The 19,792-nt window shown below is 57.4% G+C and carries 13 protein-coding genes, 2 tRNA genes and 3 rRNA genes; 6 read left to right on the top strand and 12 right to left on the bottom strand.

Annotation, left to right across the window (positions count from 1 at the left end; genetic code table 11):
• Positions 1-6 precede the first annotated feature (6 nt).
• Positions 7-1,317 carry an MFS transporter gene (locus PDR5_RS19595; protein WP_064598171.1) on the bottom strand — a complete coding sequence of 437 codons (1,311 nt, stop codon included), beginning with the start codon at positions 1,315-1,317 and terminating at the stop codon, positions 7-9.
• 162 nt (positions 1,318-1,479) lie between these two features.
• Between PDR5_RS19595 and PDR5_RS19600 the strand changes: the two genes are divergently transcribed.
• The gene (locus tag PDR5_RS19600; protein ID WP_064598173.1) at positions 1,480-2,415 is read left to right on the top strand and encodes a LysR family transcriptional regulator; all 936 of its coding nucleotides are present in this window, start codon (positions 1,480-1,482) and stop codon (positions 2,413-2,415) included.
• On the opposite strand, the gene PDR5_RS19605 is transcribed toward PDR5_RS19600, so the two are convergent.
• From PDR5_RS19605 to PDR5_RS19615, 3 genes are read right to left on the bottom strand one after another with little or no spacing between them, the layout of a single operon-like run.
• Positions 2,409-3,338 carry a 2-hydroxyacid dehydrogenase gene (locus tag PDR5_RS19605; RefSeq protein ID WP_064598175.1) on the bottom strand — a complete coding sequence of 310 codons (930 nt, stop codon included), beginning with the start codon at positions 3,336-3,338 and terminating at the stop codon, positions 2,409-2,411. The two genes, PDR5_RS19600 and PDR5_RS19605, sit on opposite strands and share 7 nt — an antisense overlap.
• A complete protein-coding gene (locus PDR5_RS19610) occupies positions 3,335-4,090 on the bottom strand; it encodes a class II aldolase/adducin family protein (protein ID WP_064598177.1) in 756 nt (251 codons plus the stop codon). Before PDR5_RS19610 ends, PDR5_RS19605 begins: the two co-directional genes overlap by 4 nt.
• Complete coding sequence (locus PDR5_RS19615) at positions 4,087-5,388, bottom strand: MFS transporter (protein WP_064598179.1); 1,302 nt, start codon at positions 5,386-5,388, stop codon at positions 4,087-4,089. Before PDR5_RS19615 ends, PDR5_RS19610 begins: the two co-directional genes overlap by 4 nt.
• Before the next feature lie 144 nt (positions 5,389-5,532).
• Here PDR5_RS19615 and PDR5_RS19620 point away from each other — a divergent pair, with 144 nt between their 5' ends.
• Entirely contained in the window at positions 5,533-6,492 is a 960-nt protein-coding gene (locus tag PDR5_RS19620) for a LysR family transcriptional regulator (protein ID WP_039772832.1), read from the top strand.
• A 12-nt stretch (positions 6,493-6,504) separates the two neighbouring features.
• Here PDR5_RS19620 and mrdA read toward each other — a convergent pair whose 3' ends face one another.
• From mrdA to PDR5_RS19650, 6 genes are all read right to left on the bottom strand, one after another.
• Complete coding sequence (gene mrdA / locus PDR5_RS19625) at positions 6,505-8,397, bottom strand: penicillin-binding protein 2 (RefSeq protein WP_064598181.1); 1,893 nt, start codon at positions 8,395-8,397, stop codon at positions 6,505-6,507.
• 222 nt (positions 8,398-8,619) lie between these two features.
• A 5S ribosomal RNA gene (rrf, locus tag PDR5_RS19630) occupies positions 8,620-8,735 on the bottom strand.
• Positions 8,736-8,889: 154 nt separating this feature from the next.
• Positions 8,890-11,780 (bottom strand): 23S ribosomal RNA (locus PDR5_RS19635).
• Positions 11,781-12,024: 244 nt separating this feature from the next.
• Positions 12,025-12,100 (bottom strand) — tRNA-Ala (locus PDR5_RS19640).
• Positions 12,101-12,130: 30 nt separating this feature from the next.
• Positions 12,131-12,207, bottom strand: a tRNA-Ile gene (locus tag PDR5_RS19645).
• A gap of 81 nt (positions 12,208-12,288) precedes the next feature.
• Positions 12,289-13,825: ribosomal RNA gene (locus tag PDR5_RS19650) — 16S ribosomal RNA — on the bottom strand.
• Together the 16S, 23S and 5S rRNA genes with 2 tRNA genes alongside form the textbook arrangement of a ribosomal RNA operon.
• 657 nt (positions 13,826-14,482) lie before the next feature.
• Here PDR5_RS19650 and rhtA point away from each other — a divergent pair.
• Positions 14,483-15,370, top strand: coding sequence for a threonine/homoserine exporter RhtA (rhtA, locus tag PDR5_RS19655; RefSeq protein ID WP_064598184.1), 888 nt, complete (start codon positions 14,483-14,485; stop codon positions 15,368-15,370).
• A 168-nt stretch (positions 15,371-15,538) separates the two neighbouring features.
• Entirely contained in the window at positions 15,539-15,820 is a 282-nt protein-coding gene (locus PDR5_RS19660; protein ID WP_064598185.1) for a hypothetical protein, read from the top strand.
• 10 nt (positions 15,821-15,830) lie between these two features.
• Here the strand turns inward: PDR5_RS19660 and PDR5_RS19665 are convergent, their stop codons facing one another.
• A complete protein-coding gene (locus PDR5_RS19665) occupies positions 15,831-16,400 on the bottom strand; it encodes a TetR/AcrR family transcriptional regulator (RefSeq protein ID WP_064598187.1) in 570 nt (189 codons plus the stop codon).
• 90 nt (positions 16,401-16,490) lie between these two features.
• Here PDR5_RS19665 and PDR5_RS19670 point away from each other — a divergent pair, with 90 nt between their 5' ends.
• Entirely contained in the window at positions 16,491-17,219 is a 729-nt protein-coding gene (locus PDR5_RS19670) for an SDR family oxidoreductase (RefSeq protein ID WP_064598189.1), read from the top strand.
• A gap of 33 nt (positions 17,220-17,252) precedes the next feature.
• Positions 17,253-17,843, top strand: a complete 591-nt coding sequence (locus PDR5_RS19675; protein ID WP_064598191.1) for a 2-hydroxychromene-2-carboxylate isomerase — start codon at positions 17,253-17,255, stop codon at positions 17,841-17,843.
• An 89-nt stretch (positions 17,844-17,932) separates the two neighbouring features.
• Here the strand turns inward: PDR5_RS19675 and PDR5_RS19680 are convergent, their stop codons facing one another.
• A complete protein-coding gene (locus tag PDR5_RS19680) occupies positions 17,933-19,741 on the bottom strand; it encodes an aminopeptidase P family protein (RefSeq protein ID WP_064598193.1) in 1,809 nt (602 codons plus the stop codon).
• Between the last annotated feature and the right edge of the window lie 51 nt (positions 19,742-19,792).

Raw genomic sequence — 19,792 nt, forward strand, 5'->3', positions numbered from 1 at the left:
TCCGGGTTAGGCACGGGCCATTTCCGCGCGATGGGCACTGGCGTGACGACGGGCGAGGGACAGCACGCAGACCAGCGAAATGCCGGCGATCAGGCTGTAGAACACCGCCATCGGCCACCACTGCCCGGTGAATTTGTGCGCGAGCATGGTGCCGATCAGCGGCGTCAAACCACCAGCCACCGCGCCGCAGATCTGATAGGCCAGCGAGATCGCGGTGTAGCGCACACGAGTCTCGAACATGCCGCTGACGTAACCGGCGATCACCGCATAGAACGAGGCCATGCACACCACCGCCAGCGCGATGCCGAGGATGATCAGCGGCGCCTGGGCCGTACTCACGAGCACGAACATCGGGTACGGCGAGGCCATCGCCAGCAGCGACACCAGACACAGGAAACGCGTCGCGCCGATCTTCTCCGCCGTCCACGCCGCCAGCGGTTGAATGCAGAACTGGATGATCGCGACGAAGAACAGGCATTCGAGAATCAGCGAACGTGGCAGCGCCAGTTGCTGAGTGGTGTAGGCGATCATGAAGGTGTTGGTGAAATACACCCCGGCGATACCCAGCGTGTTGGCGCCGATGCACAGCAACAGTGGGCGCCACGCGGTGCGCAGGACTTCCATCACCGGCGCCTGCTCTTTCTTGATTTGCTTGCTGGCCTGCTCGCGGCTGGCGAGGAATTCCGGTGACTCGTTCACGCCCAGGCGAATCGCCAGGCCAACCAGCAGCAACAGCGCACTGGCGAGGAACGGCAGGCGCCAGCCCCAGCTCATCAGGTCTGCTTCCGGCAAACGGGTCACGGCACTGAAGGCCAGCAGTGACAGGATCAAGCCCGCCGGGCTGCCCAGTTGCGCGAACGAGGCGAAGAAATTGCGCCGGCCCTTCGGCGCATGCTCGCCGGCCATCAACACCGCCCCGCCCCACTCGCCACCGACGGCGATGCCTTGGACGATGCGCAGCAGAATCAGCAGCACCGGCGCCGTCGCGCCGATCTGCGCGTAGGTCGGCAGCAGACCGATGCACACCGTGACCACCCCCATCATCAACAGCGTGATGATCAGCGATTTCTTGCGGCCGATGCGGTCGCCAATATGGCCGAAGATGATCCCGCCCAATGGCCGGGCAAAGAAGCCTACGGCGAAGGTTCCGAACGCCGCCATGGTGCTGAACAGCGGATCGTCGGAAGGAAAGAACAGCGCGCCGAACACCAGCGCGGCGGCGGTGGCGTAGATGTAAAAGTCGTACCACTCGATCATGGTGCCGATGAAGGCTGCGGCCGCCGCACGGCGCGGCTGGTTCGAAGCGTGGGGCTTCATGGGGTCGGGCTCCTTTGATTGTTTTTTTGGCAGGAGGAAAACGTAAATCCAAGGCGCTCTGGCGGCGCCTGTCGTGGGGTGATTTATCGTCCCGGGGCTATGATTAGTCAATTTTCTATTTATTATTCCGAGTATTACCTCACCTTATAATCGAGAGCCGCCATGGCCGAACGCGATGTCCAACGCCTGCTCAACGACCGCCTGGACTGGAACCTTTTGCGCACCTTCCGGGTGATCGGCCAGGAGCTGAGCATCAGCCGCGCCGCCGCGCGTCTGCACCTGACGCAGCCGGCGGTGAGCCAGGCACTCAAGCGTCTGGAGGAGCAACTGGGTCGCCAGCTAATCGCCCGGCGCGGCCCACGCTTTGCCCTCACCGAAGTCGGCGAGCAGATCTTCGAACTGGCCGGCGAGATCTACGGGCAGATGTCCCAGGTCAGCAGCCTGCTGGAGCAACCGGCTGACGAAGTGATCGGCAAGGTGCGGCTGCTGATCATCAGCCGGATCTTTTCCGAGCGCTTCGATGACTTCCTCGCTGACTTTCATCGGCAGTATCCACGGGTGGATCTGGAGGTCGATGTGATGCGCAGTTCGGACATCGTCAGCGCCCTTCAGGAGAAAACCGCGACGCTCGGCCTTAGCCTCAATCGCCGTCCGCAACCGCGTCTTGAACAGCGCCTGTTTCTGCGTCAACGCTATGCGTTCTTCTGTGGCAAACACCACGCGCTGTTTGGCCGACAGGACATCGGCGAAGGCGATTTGCAGCGTGAGAATTTCGTCAGTTTCACCAGCGACCAGATTGGCGGCATGCTCTCGCCGCTGACGATTTTTCGCGATCAACAGGGCTTCAGCGGACGCATCGTTGCGTCATCACCGAGCCTGGAAGAAGTACGGCGACTGGTGATCGCCGGGTTCGGTATCGGTTGCCTGCCGGAGCACGTGGTGGCAGCGGACGTCGAGGCCGGATTGCTCTGGCGCCTGCCGCCCCACGAGGGTATTGCCGATGTCGACATTCATCTGCTGTGGAACCGCGACCAGCGCTTGAGCCGCGCCGAAACGCTGTTCATCGAACGCTTGCAGGCCTGCCTGGCGGATCAGTAACCGAGCAGGCGATCCGCGCTGTTGAGCAGCGGCTCGCCGGCATTCAAACGGCGAAAGTTCTCGGCGATCTGCTCGGCGATGCAATCGTGGGAGGCTGCCGAAGCCATGTGCGGAGTGATGGTCACGCCCGGGGTTTTCCACAGTGGATGATCGGCGAGCAGCGGTTCCTGTTCGAAGACATCGAGCAGTGCACCGCGCAGGTTTCCACGGGCCAGTGCCTGTTGCAGATCGTCGATGTTCAGATGCCCGCCGCGCCCGACGTTGACCAGCGCCGCGCCGTTTGCCAAGTGCTCGAAAGTCTGGCGATTGAGGATGCCGCGAGTCTCGTGAGTCAGCGGCAACAGATTGATCAGCAATTCCACACCGTCGAGGAACGGGTGGAAGGCACCGGTGCCGGCAAAGGTCTGCACGCCCGGTAAATCCTTTTTGCTGCGCGCCCAGCCACGCACGTCATAACCGGCACTGGCCAGGTCTTGGGCAATCGCGCTGCCGAGCGAGCCGAGTCCCATCACACCGATCCGGAACTCACGGGCCGGGCGTTGCAGCGGTCGCTCCCAATGCTGTTGGCGTTGTTGCTCGAGCACTTGATCGAAGCCGCGATGAAAGTGAATCACCGCCCAGCGCACATACTCGGTCATGCCTTTGCGATGGCCGGGATCAACTACCCTGCACACTGGCAAATCCGGGCACGACGGATCGTGCTCCAGGTGATCAATGCCGGCGGCGACCGAGTGAATCACTTGCAGATTAGGCAACGCGGCAAGGCTGTCCGGCAGCGGAAACCAGCACGCCGCGATCTGCGCATTCGCCGCCCGGGGATCGTCGGCCAGCACCGCCGAAAGCTGCGGCGCACGGCGGGCAAAAGCTTCCTGCAATTGTTTGAGCAACAGCGTATCGCGGGACATCAGTGCAACGGTGTTCATGACAGATAGGACTCGCGCTGGGATTCGATCAGGGTCAATGCGGCCTCCCAGGCCAGGTCGATGATGTTGTCCTGCTCATCGCGGTCGAACTGTTCGGCGGTGTGGGCACAGACTTCCGGCGACGGGAAATGCAGCTCGCAACCGCCGGCCAGCGCTTGCACTTGAGCCTGGCAGGCGCGCTCCAGAAAGTGGATTTCCTGGAATGCCTGGGCCACGCTCGAACCGCCGACCAGCAGGCCGTGATTGCGCAGGATCATCGCCCGGTGCGGGCCGAGGTCGGCGATCAACCGATCGCGCTCGTCCAGCGACAGAGCGATACCTTCGTAGGTGTGGTAAGCGAGTTTTCCGTAGAACTTCAACGCGTGTTGACTGATCGGCAGCAGGCCTTGTTTCTGAGCGGCGACAGCCATGCCGGCGGCGGTGTGGGTGTGAATCACGCAGTTCAGATCCGGGCGCGCCATGTGGATCGCCGAATGGATCACGAAGCCGGCAGCGTTGACTCGATGCCCGGCGTATTCAGGGTCGACGATGCGTCCGTCCTGATCGATGCGCACCAGATCGGAAGCGCGCATGCGGTCGAAAATCACGCCGTAGCGGTTGATCAGGAAATGATGCTCCGGCCCCGGAATTCGTAGGGTGATGTGGGTGTCGATCAGGTCGGTCATGCGAAAGTGCGCGATCAAACGGTACAACGCCGCGAGCTCGCAGCGGGCTTGCCATTCGATCGGGTCAATGTGGGCGGGCTTACTCACGAATACACCTCTTTGCTGGTATGAAGGACGACCGGGTTGGCCCGCAGACGCGCGAGGCCGCAGACACCGATCAGCGACAGGGCCGACAGCAGCGTGAAGAACACCGCCAATGGCAGCCACTGTCCGGAGAACTTGCTGGCCAACAGCGTGCCGATCAGCGGCGTGGTACCGCCGGCCAACGCACAGCTCAACTGGTAAGCGATGGAGATCCCCGAGTAGCGCAGGTGCACCGGGAAGGCCTGGGTCATGTACCCGGCGATCACCGCGTACAAGGCCGAGAGAATCACCACCGCGACAGCGATGCCGAGGGTCATCAACAGAATGTTTTGAGTGCCGACCAGCAGGAACATCGGATAGGGCGTGACCATGCACAGCAACGCCACCAGCATCAGGAATCGCCCTTCGCCGATGCGCTCGGCGAGCAGCGCCGACAATGGTTGCGAGAGCAACTGAATGACCGTCACCAGGAACAGGCAGTCGAGAATGGTCGCGCGCGGAATGCCCTGATATTGGGTGACGTAGGTGATCATGAAGGTGTTGGTGAAGAAGAACCCGGCCGAACCGATGGTGACTGCGGCCGCGGCGAACAGGATCTGCCGCCAGCACTGACGGATCACGTCTTTCACCGGGTATTTAGCGGTTTCGTTGTTGTCCTTGGCCTTGGCGAATTCCGGCGATTCATGCACCCCGGAGCGGATCATCAGGCCGACCATCATCAGCACGCCGCTGGCAAGAAACGGTAGACGCCAACCCCAGGCGAGGAAGTCTTCCGGCGACAGCGACGTCACCAGTCGAAACGCGATCAACGCCAGCAGCAAACCCGCCGGGCTGCCGAGTTGTGCAAAGGAGGCATAGAAGGTTTTACGCTTGGCCGGGGCGTGCTCACTGGCCATCAACACTGCCCCGCCCCACTCGCCGCCGACGGAGATGCCCTGAATCAGGCGTAATACGATCAGCCCGATCGGCGCCCAGATGCCGACGCTGGCGTAGCTCGGCAACATACCGATACCCGCCGTGGCCAAGCCCATCAGTGCCATGGTCACCAGCAACATTTTCTTGCGGCCGAGGCGATCACCCAAATGGCCGAACACCATGCCGGCCATCGGACGGGCGATGAAGCCGACGGCGAAACTGCCGAACGCGGCGAGCGTGCTGGTCACTGGATCGCTGCTGGGAAAGAACACTTGCCCGAGTACCAATGCAGCGGCGGTGGCGTAGATGTAGAAATCGTAGAACTCGATGGTCGTGCCAATGAAGGCAGCGGCCGCGGCGCGACGCGGCTGAGCGGTGGTGTGCATGCAAGAACCCTGTGTATTTATAGTTTTGGGCAGGTGTCGAGGCGGCTGACGGTCGCGCTCTGTGGCGCTTGTGGGCTTTATCGCTTCCGTGAAAGGATTAGTCAATTTTCAAAAACTTATCTTTACTATTAGCGTGGCTACTACATGACTTCCTCCGCAAATCCTTGGATTGGCCGGCGTTTTCTCAATGACCGGCTGGACTGGAACCTGCTCCGCACGTATCTGGTGATCGGGCAGGAAGGCAGCATGAGCCGTGCCGCTGCCCGCTTGCACATCACCCAGTCGGCAGTCAGCCAGGCGTTGAAACGTCTCGAAGAACAACTGGATTGTGTGTTGATTGCGCGCAGTGGAAGGCGCTTTGATCTGACGGAAACCGGGGAAGAAGTCCTGCGGATTGCGGCGGATATCTACGGCGATATTTCCCGTTTGGGCACGGTGGTCGAGAACCGCCATGACGACGTTGTCGGCAAGATCCGCATCCTCACCGTCAGTGGCGTGCAGGCGCGGCATTACGACGAGTTTCTTGCGGATTTCCACGAAACTCACCCGAAAATCGAGCTGGAAGTCGAGGTGATGGGCAGCTCGAACATCATCAGTTCATTACTGCAAAAGACCGCTACGGTAGGTGTCGGATTGTGTCGTCTACCGCAGCCGAGGCTGGAACAACGGGTTTTGTTTCGTGAGCGCTATGCGTACTTTTGCGGACAGCGGCACCGGCTGTTCGGGCAGCAGAATCTGACGCTGGAGCAACTCGCGGCAGAAAACTTTGTCAGCTTCACCAGTGATCAGCTCGGCGGCAATCTTTCGCCGTTGACGCTGTTTCGTGATCAACAGGGCTTTACCGGCAAGATCGTCGCATCCTCCACCAGTTTCGAAGAGATTTACCGTCTGATCTGCGCAGGCTTCGGGATTGGCTGTCTGCCGATTCACCTGGTTCGGCGGGATGTCGAACAGGGCTTGCTATGGCGCTTGCCGCCGAAAGACGGAGTGGTCGATTTCGATATCCAGCTGCTGTGGAATCGCGAACAGAAGATGACTCAGGCGGAAACGGTGTTCCTCGACAGCTTCCAGCACATGCTCAGCTTGCGTGAGCCTGTGCTGTGAAGCTGTGACGGATTACACGTGGGGATCGCCCGGCGCTTTGGTCGGCGCCGCGTATTGCGGCTTGAGGTGACCGTCCTGGTCGAGTAGCCAGGCGTCCATGATCTGCCGCACTACGGGACCTGCAACGCGGCCACCGGCCTCGCCGTTTTCGATCATCACCGAGATCACGATCTTCGGATGTTCGGCGGGCGCAAAGCCAACGAACAAGGCGTTGTCACGGTGACGTTCGAGGGTTTTCTCGCGGTTGTAGCGCTCGCCCTGCTTGATCGCCACCACCTGCGCCGTACCGCTCTTGCCGGCGATGCGATATTGCGCACCGGCCGCCGCCGCACGGGCAATGCCTCGGGCATCGTGCATCACCATCTGCATGCCATGATTGACCTGTTCCCAGTCACGGGGATCCTTTAGCAGGATATTCGGCATCGGGTGTTCGTCCACCGGTGCTACACCGTCGACGGTCTTGGCCAGATGCGGACGGTTCCAGACGCCCTTGTTGGCGATCAACGCGGTGGCCTGGGCCAGTTGCAGTGGCGTGACTTGCATGTAGCCCTGGCCGATACCGAGAATCACCGTCTCGCCAGGGAACCAGGCCTGACGACGAGTTGCACGTTTCCAGGCTTGGGACGGCATCAGGCCGGGTGACTCCTCGAACATGTCGAGCGAGACTTTCTCGCCGAGGCCGAACATCGCCATGTAGTCGTGCAGGCGATCGATGCCGAGCTTGTGCGCCAAGTCGTAGAAGTAGGTGTCGTTGGAGCGCATGATCGCGGCGTCCATGTCCACCCAGCCGTCGCCGCTGTGGTTCCAGTTGCGGTACTTGTGATCGAAATCAGGCAGTTGGTAGTAACCCGGATCGAAGACGCGGGTCTGAGGCGTGACCACGCCGGCGTCGAGCCCGGCAATCGCCACCTCTGGCTTGATCGTCGAACCGGGCGCGTACAGGCCGCGCAACACGCGGTTGAACAGCGGGCGGTCAATGGAGTCACGCAGCGCGGAGTATTCCTTGGAGCTGATACCGGTCACGAACAGATTGGGGTCGAAGCTCGGGTTGCTGACCATGGCCAGCACTTCTCCGGTCGAGGGGTCCAGTGCAACGACCGAGCCGCGACGGTCGCCCAGTGCGGCTTCGGCGGCTTCCTGGAGTTTGACGTCAAGGCTCAGAACGATGTTTTTGCCGGGTATCGGATCGGTGTGTTTCAGCACGCGCAGTACGCGGCCCTGAGCATTGGTCTCAACTTCCTCGTAACCGACGTGGCCGTGCAGTTGCGGCTCGTAGAAGCGTTCGATACCGGTCTTGCCGATGGATTGGGTGCCACGGTATTCGACAGAATCGAGAGTCTTGGATTCTTTTTCGTTGATACGGCCGACATAGCCGATCGAGTGTGCGAAGTGTGCGCCCAATGGATAGTTACGAACGAATTGCGGCTCGACATCCAGACCCGGCAGGCGGAACTCGTTGACTGCCAGCACGGCGATCTGTTCTTCGGTCAGCTCGTAGAACAGCGTCACTGGTGTAAACGGGTGACGCGACTGCTTCATGGCCTTGTCGAAGACTGCGCGGTCTTCGGCGGGCAGGTGCAGGAGGTTGATGACTTCATCCAGCTCCCGGTTGACGTCCGTCGCACGTTCTCTTGTGATCGTCAGGTTGTAGCTGGGACGGTTGTCGGCCAGCAACACGCCGTTGCGATCGTAGATCAGGCCGCGTGTCGGCGGGATCGGCAGGACATGGACGCGATTGTTTTCGGAGATGGTCGAGTGGTAGTCGAACTCGACGACTTGCAAGATGTACAGGCGCACCACCAAGGCGCAACTAATGGCGAAGACGAACAAGGCACAGGCGATCAGGCGTTTGTTGACCAGCCGCGTCTCTTTTTCGTGATCTTTGATTGGGATGGGTTCGGGCATTTCTGCAGCCACTCTTTGACAAAAAAATGAGCGCCGATCCTTGGGCGTGACATCAGTCCGTTAAAAAACGAGCTGCACCATACCAAAAACCGGGCGGTCATTTCAGAGGGATTTCCCCAATGGTTGCGATCGTGACGGTTGGAGCTTCAGCTTCCTCCAGGCACTTTCCTGCGGACAAAACAAAACCCCAACTGCTTTCGCAATTGGGGTTTCGGAATTTAATCTTGACGATGACCTACTCTCACATGGGGAAACCCCACACTACCATCGGCGATGCATCGTTTCACTTCTGAGTTCGGGATGGGATCAGGTGGTTCCAACGCTCTATGGTCGTCAAGAAATTCGGGTACTGACTCGTGACCGGATGGCCTCGCTTCAGCAAATTGGGTATGTGACAGCTAGGTGTTTTGTGAGCATCGAACTTTCGGTTCATTGCGTCTTCACACACCGCAATCTGGTCTCTTTCGAGTCTACAGATTGCTTGGGTGTTATATGGTCAAGCCTCACGGGCAATTAGTATTGGTTAGCTCAACGCCTCACAGCGCTTACACACCCAACCTATCAACGTCGTAGTCTTCGACGGCCCTTCAGGGAACTCAAGGTTCCAGTGAGATCTCATCTTGAGGCAAGTTTCCCGCTTAGATGCTTTCAGCGGTTATCTTTCCCGAACATAGCTACCCGGCAATGCCACTGGCGTGACAACCGGAACACCAGAGGTTCGTCCACTCCGGTCCTCTCGTACTAGGAGCAGCCCCTCTCAAATCTCAAACGTCCACGGCAGATAGGGACCGAACTGTCTCACGACGTTCTAAACCCAGCTCGCGTACCACTTTAAATGGCGAACAGCCATACCCTTGGGACCGGCTTCAGCCCCAGGATGTGATGAGCCGACATCGAGGTGCCAAACACCGCCGTCGATATGAACTCTTGGGCGGTATCAGCCTGTTATCCCCGGAGTACCTTTTATCCGTTGAGCGATGGCCCTTCCATACAGAACCACCGGATCACTAAGACCTACTTTCGTACCTGCTCGACGTGTCTGTCTCGCAGTCAAGCGCGCTTTTGCCTTTATACTCTACGACCGATTTCCGACCGGTCTGAGCGCACCTTCGTACTCCTCCGTTACTCTTTAGGAGGAGACCGCCCCAGTCAAACTACCCACCATACACTGTCCTCGATCCGGATAACGGACCTGAGTTAGAACCTCAAAGTTGCCAGGGTGGTATTTCAAGGATGGCTCCACGCGAACTGGCGTCCACGCTTCAAAGCCTCCCACCTATCCTACACAAGCAAATTCAAAGTCCAGTGCAAAGCTATAGTAAAGGTTCACGGGGTCTTTCCGTCTAGCCGCGGATACACTGCATCTTCACAGCGATTTCAATTTCACTGAGTCTCGGGTGGAGACAGCGCCGCCATCGTTACGCCATTCGTGCAGGTCGGAACTTACCCGACAAGGAATTTCGCTACCTTAGGACCGTTATAGTTACGGCCGCCGTTTACCGGGGCTTCGATCAAGAGCTTCGCGTTAGCTAACCCCATCAATTAACCTTCCGGCACCGGGCAGGCGTCACACCCTATACGTCCACTTTCGTGTTTGCAGAGTGCTGTGTTTTTAATAAACAGTCGCAGCGGCCTGGTATCTTCGACCGGCGTGGGCTTACGCAGCAAGTGCTTCACCCTCACCGGCGCACCTTCTCCCGAAGTTACGGTGCCATTTTGCCTAGTTCCTTCACCCGAGTTCTCTCAAGCGCCTTGGTATTCTCTACCCAACCACCTGTGTCGGTTTGGGGTACGGTTCCTGGTTATCTGAAGCTTAGAAGCTTTTCTTGGAAGCATGGCATCAACCACTTCGTCGCCTAAAGGCAACTCGTCATCAGCTCTCGGCCTTGAAACCCCGGATTTACCTAAGATTTCAGCCTACCACCTTAAACTTGGACAACCAACGCCAAGCTGGCCTAGCCTTCTCCGTCCCTCCATCGCAATAACCAGAAGTACAGGAATATTAACCTGTTTTCCATCGACTACGCTTTTCAGCCTCGCCTTAGGGACCGACTAACCCTGCGTCGATTAACGTTGCGCAGGAAACCTTGGTCTTTCGGCGTGGGTGTTTTTCACACCCATTGTCGTTACTCATGTCAGCATTCGCACTTCTGATACCTCCAGCAAGCTTCTCAACTCACCTTCACAGGCTTACAGAACGCTCCTCTACCGCATCACTTGCGTGATACCCGTAGCTTCGGTGTATGGTTTGAGCCCCGTTACATCTTCCGCGCAGGCCGACTCGACTAGTGAGCTATTACGCTTTCTTTAAAGGGTGGCTGCTTCTAAGCCAACCTCCTAGCTGTCTAAGCCTTCCCACATCGTTTCCCACTTAACCATAACTTTGGGACCTTAGCTGACGGTCTGGGTTGTTTCCCTTTTCACGACGGACGTTAGCACCCGCCGTGTGTCTCCCATGCTCGGCACTTGTAGGTATTCGGAGTTTGCATCGGTTTGGTAAGTCGGGATGACCCCCTAGCCGAAACAGTGCTCTACCCCCTACAGTGATACATGAGGCGCTACCTAAATAGCTTTCGAGGAGAACCAGCTATCTCCGAGCTTGATTAGCCTTTCACTCCGATCCACAGGTCATCCGCTAACTTTTCAACGGTAGTCGGTTCGGTCCTCCAGTCAGTGTTACCTAACCTTCAACCTGCCCATGGATAGATCGCCCGGTTTCGGGTCTATTCCCAGCGACTAGACGCCCTATTAAGACTCGCTTTCGCTACGCCTCCCCTATTCGGTTAAGCTCGCCACTGAAAATAAGTCGCTGACCCATTATACAAAAGGTACGCAGTCACAGAACAAAGTCTGCTCCCACTGCTTGTACGCATACGGTTTCAGGATCTATTTCACTCCCCTCTCCGGGGTTCTTTTCGCCTTTCCCTCACGGTACTAGTTCACTATCGGTCAGTCAGTAGTATTTAGCCTTGGAGGATGGTCCCCCCATATTCAGACAAAGTTTCTCGTGCTCCGTCCTACTCGATTTCATGACTAAGAGACTTTCGCGTACAGGGCTATCACCCACTATGGCCGCACTTTCCAGAGCGTTCCGCTAATCTCAAAGCCACTTAAGGGCTAGTCCCCGTTCGCTCGCCACTACTAAGGGAATCTCGGTTGATTTCTTTTCCTCAGGGTACTTAGATGTTTCAGTTCCCCTGGTTCGCCTCTTGCACCTATGTATTCAGTACAAGATAACCATCTTGTGATGGCTGGGTTCCCCCATTCAGACATCTCCGGATCAAAGTCTGTTTGCCGACTCCCCGAAGCTTTTCGCAGGCTACCACGTCTTTCATCGCCTCTGACTGCCAAGGCATCCACCGTATGCGCTTCTTCACTTGACCATATAACCCCAAGCAATCTGGTTATACTGTGAAGACGACATTCGCCGAAAATTCGAATTTCTCAACTAAGAGAACTCACAAATTTTACCTTAGCCTGATCACCACCAGTGAAAGTGGCCATCAGTCTATCTTTCTATCACATACCCAAATTTTTAAAGAACGAACTAGTCAAAGACTAGAAATCAACATTCACCATCACAGCGATGGAATGCTCATTTCTAAGCTCTTACTTTAGAAGCAGTAGTGGTGGAGCCAAGCGGGATCGAACCGCTGACCTCCTGCGTGCAAGGCAGGCGCTCTCCCAGCTGAGCTATGGCCCCGTATTTCTACAGGCGTTTCCCACACAAAATTGGTGGGTCTGGGCAGATTCGAACTGCCGACCTCACCCTTATCAGGGGTGCGCTCTAACCAACTGAGCTACAGACCCAATTTCGGGCTGCTTCTTTCGTCTTCTTCAATGAATCAAGCAATTCGTGTGGGAACTTATGGAGCAGCTGATGTCGTCGATTAAGGAGGTGATCCAGCCGCAGGTTCCCCTACGGCTACCTTGTTACGACTTCACCCCAGTCATGAATCACACCGTGGTAACCGTCCTCCCGAAGGTTAGACTAGCTACTTCTGGTGCAACCCACTCCCATGGTGTGACGGGCGGTGTGTACAAGGCCCGGGAACGTATTCACCGCGACATTCTGATTCGCGATTACTAGCGATTCCGACTTCACGCAGTCGAGTTGCAGACTGCGATCCGGACTACGATCGGTTTTATGGGATTAGCTCCACCTCGCGGCTTGGCAACCCTTTGTACCGACCATTGTAGCACGTGTGTAGCCCAGGCCGTAAGGGCCATGATGACTTGACGTCATCCCCACCTTCCTCCGGTTTGTCACCGGCAGTCTCCTTAGAGTGCCCACCATAACGTGCTGGTAACTAAGGACAAGGGTTGCGCTCGTTACGGGACTTAACCCAACATCTCACGACACGAGCTGACGACAGCCATGCAGCACCTGTCTCAATGTTCCCGAAGGCACCAATCCATCTCTGGAAAGTTCATTGGATGTCAAGGCCTGGTAAGGTTCTTCGCGTTGCTTCGAATTAAACCACATGCTCCACCGCTTGTGCGGGCCCCCGTCAATTCATTTGAGTTTTAACCTTGCGGCCGTACTCCCCAGGCGGTCAACTTAATGCGTTAGCTGCGCCACTAAGAGCTCAAGGCTCCCAACGGCTAGTTGACATCGTTTACGGCGTGGACTACCAGGGTATCTAATCCTGTTTGCTCCCCACGCTTTCGCACCTCAGTGTCAGTATCAGTCCAGGTGGTCGCCTTCGCCACTGGTGTTCCTTCCTATATCTACGCATTTCACCGCTACACAGGAAATTCCACCACCCTCTACCATACTCTAGCTCGCCAGTTTTGGATGCAGTTCCCAGGTTGAGCCCGGGGATTTCACATCCAACTTAACGAACCACCTACGCGCGCTTTACGCCCAGTAATTCCGATTAACGCTTGCACCCTCTGTATTACCGCGGCTGCTGGCACAGAGTTAGCCGGTGCTTATTCTGTCGGTAACGTCAAAATTGCAGAGTATTAATCTACAACCCTTCCTCCCAACTTAAAGTGCTTTACAATCCGAAGACCTTCTTCACACACGCGGCATGGCTGGATCAGGCTTTCGCCCATTGTCCAATATTCCCCACTGCTGCCTCCCGTAGGAGTCTGGACCGTGTCTCAGTTCCAGTGTGACTGATCATCCTCTCAGACCAGTTACGGATCGTCGCCTTGGTGAGCCATTACCTCACCAACTAGCTAATCCGACCTAGGCTCATCTGATAGCGCAAGGCCCGAAGGTCCCCTGCTTTCTCCCGTAGGACGTATGCGGTATTAGCGTTCCTTTCGAAACGTTGTCCCCCACTACCAGGCAGATTCCTAGGCATTACTCACCCGTCCGCCGCTGAATTCAGGAGCAAGCTCCCTTCATCCGCTCGACTTGCATGTGTTAGGCCTGCCGCCAGCGTTCAATCTGAGCCATGATCAAACTCTTCAGTTCAAACATCTTTGGGTTTTTAAGAAACCCTAAACTTGGCTCAGCAATCGTTGGTTACATCTTTGATTTCTCGCGGAGTAACTTGTGATGCTGATAATCTTTCTGACTATCAGTCTGACTCCACAAGCACCCACACGAATTGCTTGATTCAGTTGTTAAAGAGCGGTTGGTTAAGATCTTTCGTCTCAACCGAGGCGCGCATTCTACAGCAGCCTCATTTACTGTCAAGTGATTATTTTCAGAAGTTTTCGAAGATTTCTTCAACAACTTCAACCACTTGCGCTTCCGATCTCTCGTTAGCGGGAGGCGAATTCTACAGCGTTACACGCTGCTGTCAACACCTCTTTTTCTCCGCTTTCGACCGAGAAGATCGAACCGTTGAAAGCACCAGAAAAACCGGCATTTCCAACTCTTTCCAGGCTTCGATGAACTGAAGCGACCCACTACCGAAACCTACTTAACTCATTGAATCTCAAGGAGTTTTCCGTTTCGACTGCGCCGGAAGTGGGGCGAATTATAGAGACTCAGAATCTGCCGTCAACCATTAATTTGAGTTTTCTATCAAGAGAAGGAAAAAGACCGCTTCTTTATAGACGGGGGCTTTGCGAGTGCGCACTATATTGCCCAATACAACAGCTACTCTTCGGATGATGCCACGCAATGAACGATCAACCTCGCAGCCTTGCCTCAACTCTGTTCCCGGTTGGCCTGCTATTAATAGCCATGGCATCAATCCAGTCCGGCGCTTCGCTGGCCAAAAGCATGTTCCCTATCGTTGGAGCCCAAGGTACTACTACCCTTCGCCTGATCTTCGCCAGCGTGATCATGCTGTTATTGCTCAAACCCTGGAGAGCGAAGCTGACAGCCAAATCACTGCGCACAGTGATTATCTACGGGATGGCACTAGGCGGCATGAACTTCCTTTTCTATATGTCGTTGCGCACCGTTCCGCTCGGCATCGCAGTCGCGCTGGAGTTCACGGGTCCGCTGGCAGTCGCTATCTATGCCTCGCGTCGCGCGATCGACTTTCTCTGGATTGCCCTGGCTGCCATCGGCTTGTTGCTGTTGATACCGACCGGCGCCACGGCAACGGGTATCGATCTGGTCGGTGCAGGTTATGCGCTGGGAGCCGGCGCGTGCTGGGCGTTGTATATCCTGTTTGGCCAGAAGGCCGGCGCAGATAACGGCGTGACCACTGCGGCACTTGGTGTGATGATCGCAGCCCTGTTCGTCGCCCCCATAGGCATCGTCCACGCCGGCAGCGCACTGCTGACACCCGCATTGATCCCCATCGCTATCGGGGTCGCGATCCTTTCCACAGCTCTCCCCTACACACTGGAAATGGTCGCCCTCACCCGCATGCCCGCCCGCACCTTTGGCACGCTTATGAGCATCGAACCGGCCTTCGGCGCACTCTCGGGTCTGCTTTTCCTTCAGGAATACCTCTCTTTGTCACAATGGATGGCGATCCTGTGCATTATTCTGGCCTCCGTAGGAGCAACCATGACGATGGGCAGCACCTCTAAACCCGCCATCGCGGCAGATTGAAAGAGGATTTTACGAAGGTCTGGCAATTGGCGTTCATTTAGGCCATGTTTAGCCTCGCAACCCAATGCCAGACATGGATTTTTTCGGATAGGGATATCGGAACGCTTCAAGCGAGAGCGCATACAGGCAGACCCGAGCGTCAGACTCGAGGCGGCCATAAGGACGGTAATGAAACGAATTTTGATACTGATCGCCATACTCGCCGTTGCGGGCTGCGCGGCGACGTCGAAGACCCACGTAAAACACGGCAAGAAAGGGCTGCACATCAACTGTTCGGGGTTGTCCTCCTCTTGGGACAAGTGCTACGCCAGCGCCGCGAACTCTTGCGCGCCGAAGGGCTACAAGGTCATTGCAAAATCTGGCGACACCGTAGAAGAGCCAGGTGATTATCCCTTTGGCCTCAACCCCGCCGGCTATACCAGCCGCAGCATGATCGTCATCTGCAAATAAATCATCGCCCCTACTGCGTTCGCGAAGCGGCGAGCTGGATCCCGATCTCTTCACGACAGGAATCCAGCACCCGCTGCTGAATCCTGGGCGACGCCAGCATACGCGCCACCACCAGTGCCCCGACGCATTGCGACAGAATTGCCCAGGCCAGGCTGTCACTTTCCAGAATTTGCGCCCAACTCTCCTGAAGCTTGCAAATCCACAGCTCAGCCTGTTCCCGCACAACGACGTCCGACCGCGCAATCTCGGCGCCCAGAGCCGGTAATGCACAGCCCAGTTCAGGCTGCTCGACATGAGCCATTTTCAGATACAGCTTCAGGCACCGCTCCAGCCGTTCGCGATCCTGCGCACCCTGCCCGCCCAACCGCTCCAGACTCTGGCATAACTCGCGCTCGACGATAGCCGCGAACAGAGCATCCTTGGACGAGAAGTGGCTGTAAAACGCCGCCCCACTCAGGCCGATCGCCTTCATCAGACCATCGACGCCCATTGATGAAAACCCATTTTTTTTCGCAGACAACGAGCTGCTTTGCAGGAGCTTTTCTTTGGTTTCCAGCTTGTGACCGGCGGAATACCGCATGTTCTGTCCTCACATTGAGTGCCTTGACGCTGAGCAAATCCTAGCATAACGTTCGTTCACTTAACGATCGTTTACTAAAGGGATCCACCCATGAATAACAAGAAGGTCGTGTTGGTTGTCGGCGCAGGTGACGCCACGGGCGGCGCCATTGCTAGGCGGTTTGCCAAAGAAGGTTTCATCGCTTGCGTCACGCGGCGCAGCGCCGACAAATTACAGCCCTTGGTGGAAGCCATTCAGATGGACGGCGGTGAAGCCCACGGTTTTGCCTGCGATGCGCGCAAGGAAGAAGACGTAATTGCGCTGATTGAAGATATCGAAACCCGCCTCGGACCGATTGAAGCATTCGTTTTCAACATCGGCGCCAACGTGCCCTGCAGCATTCTTGAAGAAACCGCTCGCAAGTATTTCAAGATCTGGGAGATGGCTTGTTTCTCCGGGTTTCTCAATGCCCGGGAAGTCGCCAAACGGATGGTGACCCGCCGTCGCGGCACGATCCTGTTTACGGGTGCCACCGCTGGTCTGCGGGGCGCCTCGGGTTTTGCCGCATTCGCGGGAGCCAAGCACGGTATCCGGGCTCTGGCACAAAGCATGGCCAGAGAGCTCGGCCCGATGAACATTCATGTCGCCCACGTTGTGGTCGACGGTGCCATCGATACCGATTTCATCCGCGACAACTTCCCTGACAAATATGCCACCAAAGATCAGGACGGTATCCTCGACCCCGAACACATTGCCGAGAACTACTGGTATCTGCATAGCCAGCCACGGGACGCCTGGACGTTCGAGCTGGATCTGCGCCCGTGGAACGAACGCTGGTAATCCCACCAAGAACAAAAACAGAGTGCAGCGAACATGAGCAAAACCGTGGAGTTCTATTTTGATCTCGGCAGCCCCGCCACCTACCTGGCGTATACCCAACTGCCGAAAATCTGCGCTGAAACCGGCAGCCAGTTGATCTACATTCCGTTATTGCTGGGCGGGGTCTTCAAAGCCACCGGTAACGCGTCGCCGGCGATGATCCCGGCCAAAGGTCGTTACATGTTTCAGGACTTGGACCGCTACGCCAAACGCTACGGCGTGCCCCTGAAATTCAACCCGCATTTCCCGATCAATACCCTGATGTTGATGCGCGCGGTCACCGGCATTCAACTGCGTCATCCTGATCGCTTCCCGGCATTCATCGATTGCCTGTTCAAAGCGCTGTGGGTTGAAGGCCGCGCCCTTGATGAACCGGCAGCGGTTGCCGCCGTGCTGACCGAACATGGCTTCAATCCTGAAGAAGTACTGGCGTTGACCAACGATGAAGCGGTCAAGGCTACGCTCAAGGACAACACCGAAACCGCCGTGAAGCGTGGCGTCTTCGGTGCGCCGAGCATGTTCATCGACAATCAGTTGTTCTTCGGTCAGGACCGGCTCGACTTCGTTGTGGAAGCCCTGCGCTAAATCTCCACAACCACACCAGTCCGCCTGGGTCAACGCGTTTGTCGACTTCATGACCCAGGCGCTGGCCGCAGCGCCCGAGCTTCAACCTGTTAAATAGCGGCAGTACGGGTGTTCAACCAATCCAGCGCCGCGCCATCAAGCAACGGGCTCAGGCGCTCGCGCACTTCGGCGTGATAGGCGTTGAACCACTGCCTCTCTTCCTGCGTCAGCAACGAGGGCTCCAGGCAGCGAGTATCGATCGGGCACAGGGTCAGGGTTTCGAACTTGAGGAATTCGCCGAACTCACTGCTTCCCGCTTCAACGTTCATCGCCAGGTTCTCGATCCGCACACCCCAGCGGCCCGGACGATAAGTGCCCGGCTCGATGGAGGTGATCATTCCAGGCTGCATAGCGGTTTGTGGCGCCGGCGCCGCCTGATAGGCGATCACCTGCGGACCTTCATGCACGTTGAGGAAGTAGCCCACGCCGTGACCGGTGCCGTGACCGTAGTCCACGTTTTCGGCCCAGATCGGCGCACGGGCAATCGCATCCAGTAACGGCGACAGAATGCCTTTCGGGAAATGCGCGCGGGACAAGGCGATCACGCCCTTCAACACCCGAGTGCAGTCACGTTTCTGCTCTTCACTCGGCGTACCGACCGCCACCATCCGCGTAATGTCGGTGGTACCGCCCAGGTATTGGCCACCGGAATCAATCAGCAGCAAGCCGTCACCCTCGATCACCGCGTGTTCTTCCGGAGTGGCGTGGTAGTGCGGCATCGCACCATTGGCGTTGAACGCAGCGATGGTGTTGAAACTCAGCGACACATAATCCGGGCGACGCTCCCGGGCGGCGGTGAGTTTTTCGTCGATGGTCAGTTCGGTAATACGCTCACGACCCCAGGCCGAATCCAGCCAGGTGAAAAACTCGCACAGCGCCGCGCCGTCCTGCTCCATCGCCTGACGGATGTGTGCGGCGTCCGCCAGGCTCTTCTGCGACTTGGCCAGTGTGGTCGGGTTCAGGCCTTCGACCAGTTTCACGCCAGTGTCGAGGTTATCCAGCAGACCGCTGGTGACCCGCGCCGGATCCACCAGCAGGCTCGCGCCACTCGGGATCGCACGCAAGGCGTCAGCGACTTCGCTGTAATCGCGCAGGGCCACGCCGTCTTTTTCCAGCACTGCGCGCAGCTCAGCATCGACCTTGCTCAGCGCCACAAAAAGCGTGGCTTGTTGCTGGCTGATCAGCGCGAAGGAAACGAATACCGGGTTGAACGACACATCGCCGCCGCGCAGGTTGAACAGCCAGGCGATATCGTCGAGGGTGGCAATGAAGTGCCAGTCGGCACCGCGTTCCTGCAAAGTCTCGCGCAGTTTGCCGAGTTTCTCGCCACGACTGACAGTCGCCTGCGGTGGCAGGTGCTGGTAGATCGGCGCGTTCGGCAGCGCCGGGCGATCACTCCAGACTTCCTTCAACAAGTCGATGTCGGTACGCAGACTGGCGCCCCGTGCTTCTAGCTTGCTGCCCAGCGTACGTGCCGACGCGACGGCCATCACCGCACCATCGACCGCGACCACGCCACCTTCCGGGGTCTGCTCGGCCAGCCAGTCCAGCGGGCTCGGCTGACCCGGTTGCAGTTTCACCAGTTCGATGCCGCTGCCCTTGAGTTCCTTGGTCGCCTGTTCCCAGTAACGGCTATCGGCCCAGACCCCGGCGAAATCGTTGGTGACAATCAACGTGCCGACCGAGCCATGGAAACCCGACAGCCATTGCCGGCCCTGCCAGTAACCCGGCAAGTATTCCGACAGGTGCGGGTCGGCGGACGGCACCAGCAACGCATGGATACCTTCGCGACGCATCAATTCACGGGTGTGCGCGAGGCGCTGGGGAACCGTTCCTTCGGTCAAAGTCTGGGTACTCATCATGTCTCCTGCCAATCACTGCATCGTTATTGTTCGTAGCCGTCAGGTCGG

The sequence above is a fragment of the Pseudomonas sp. DR 5-09 genome, from assembly GCF_001655595.1.
In the GTDB taxonomy this organism is placed as follows: Bacteria; Pseudomonadota; Gammaproteobacteria; order Pseudomonadales; family Pseudomonadaceae; genus Aquipseudomonas; species Aquipseudomonas pharyngis.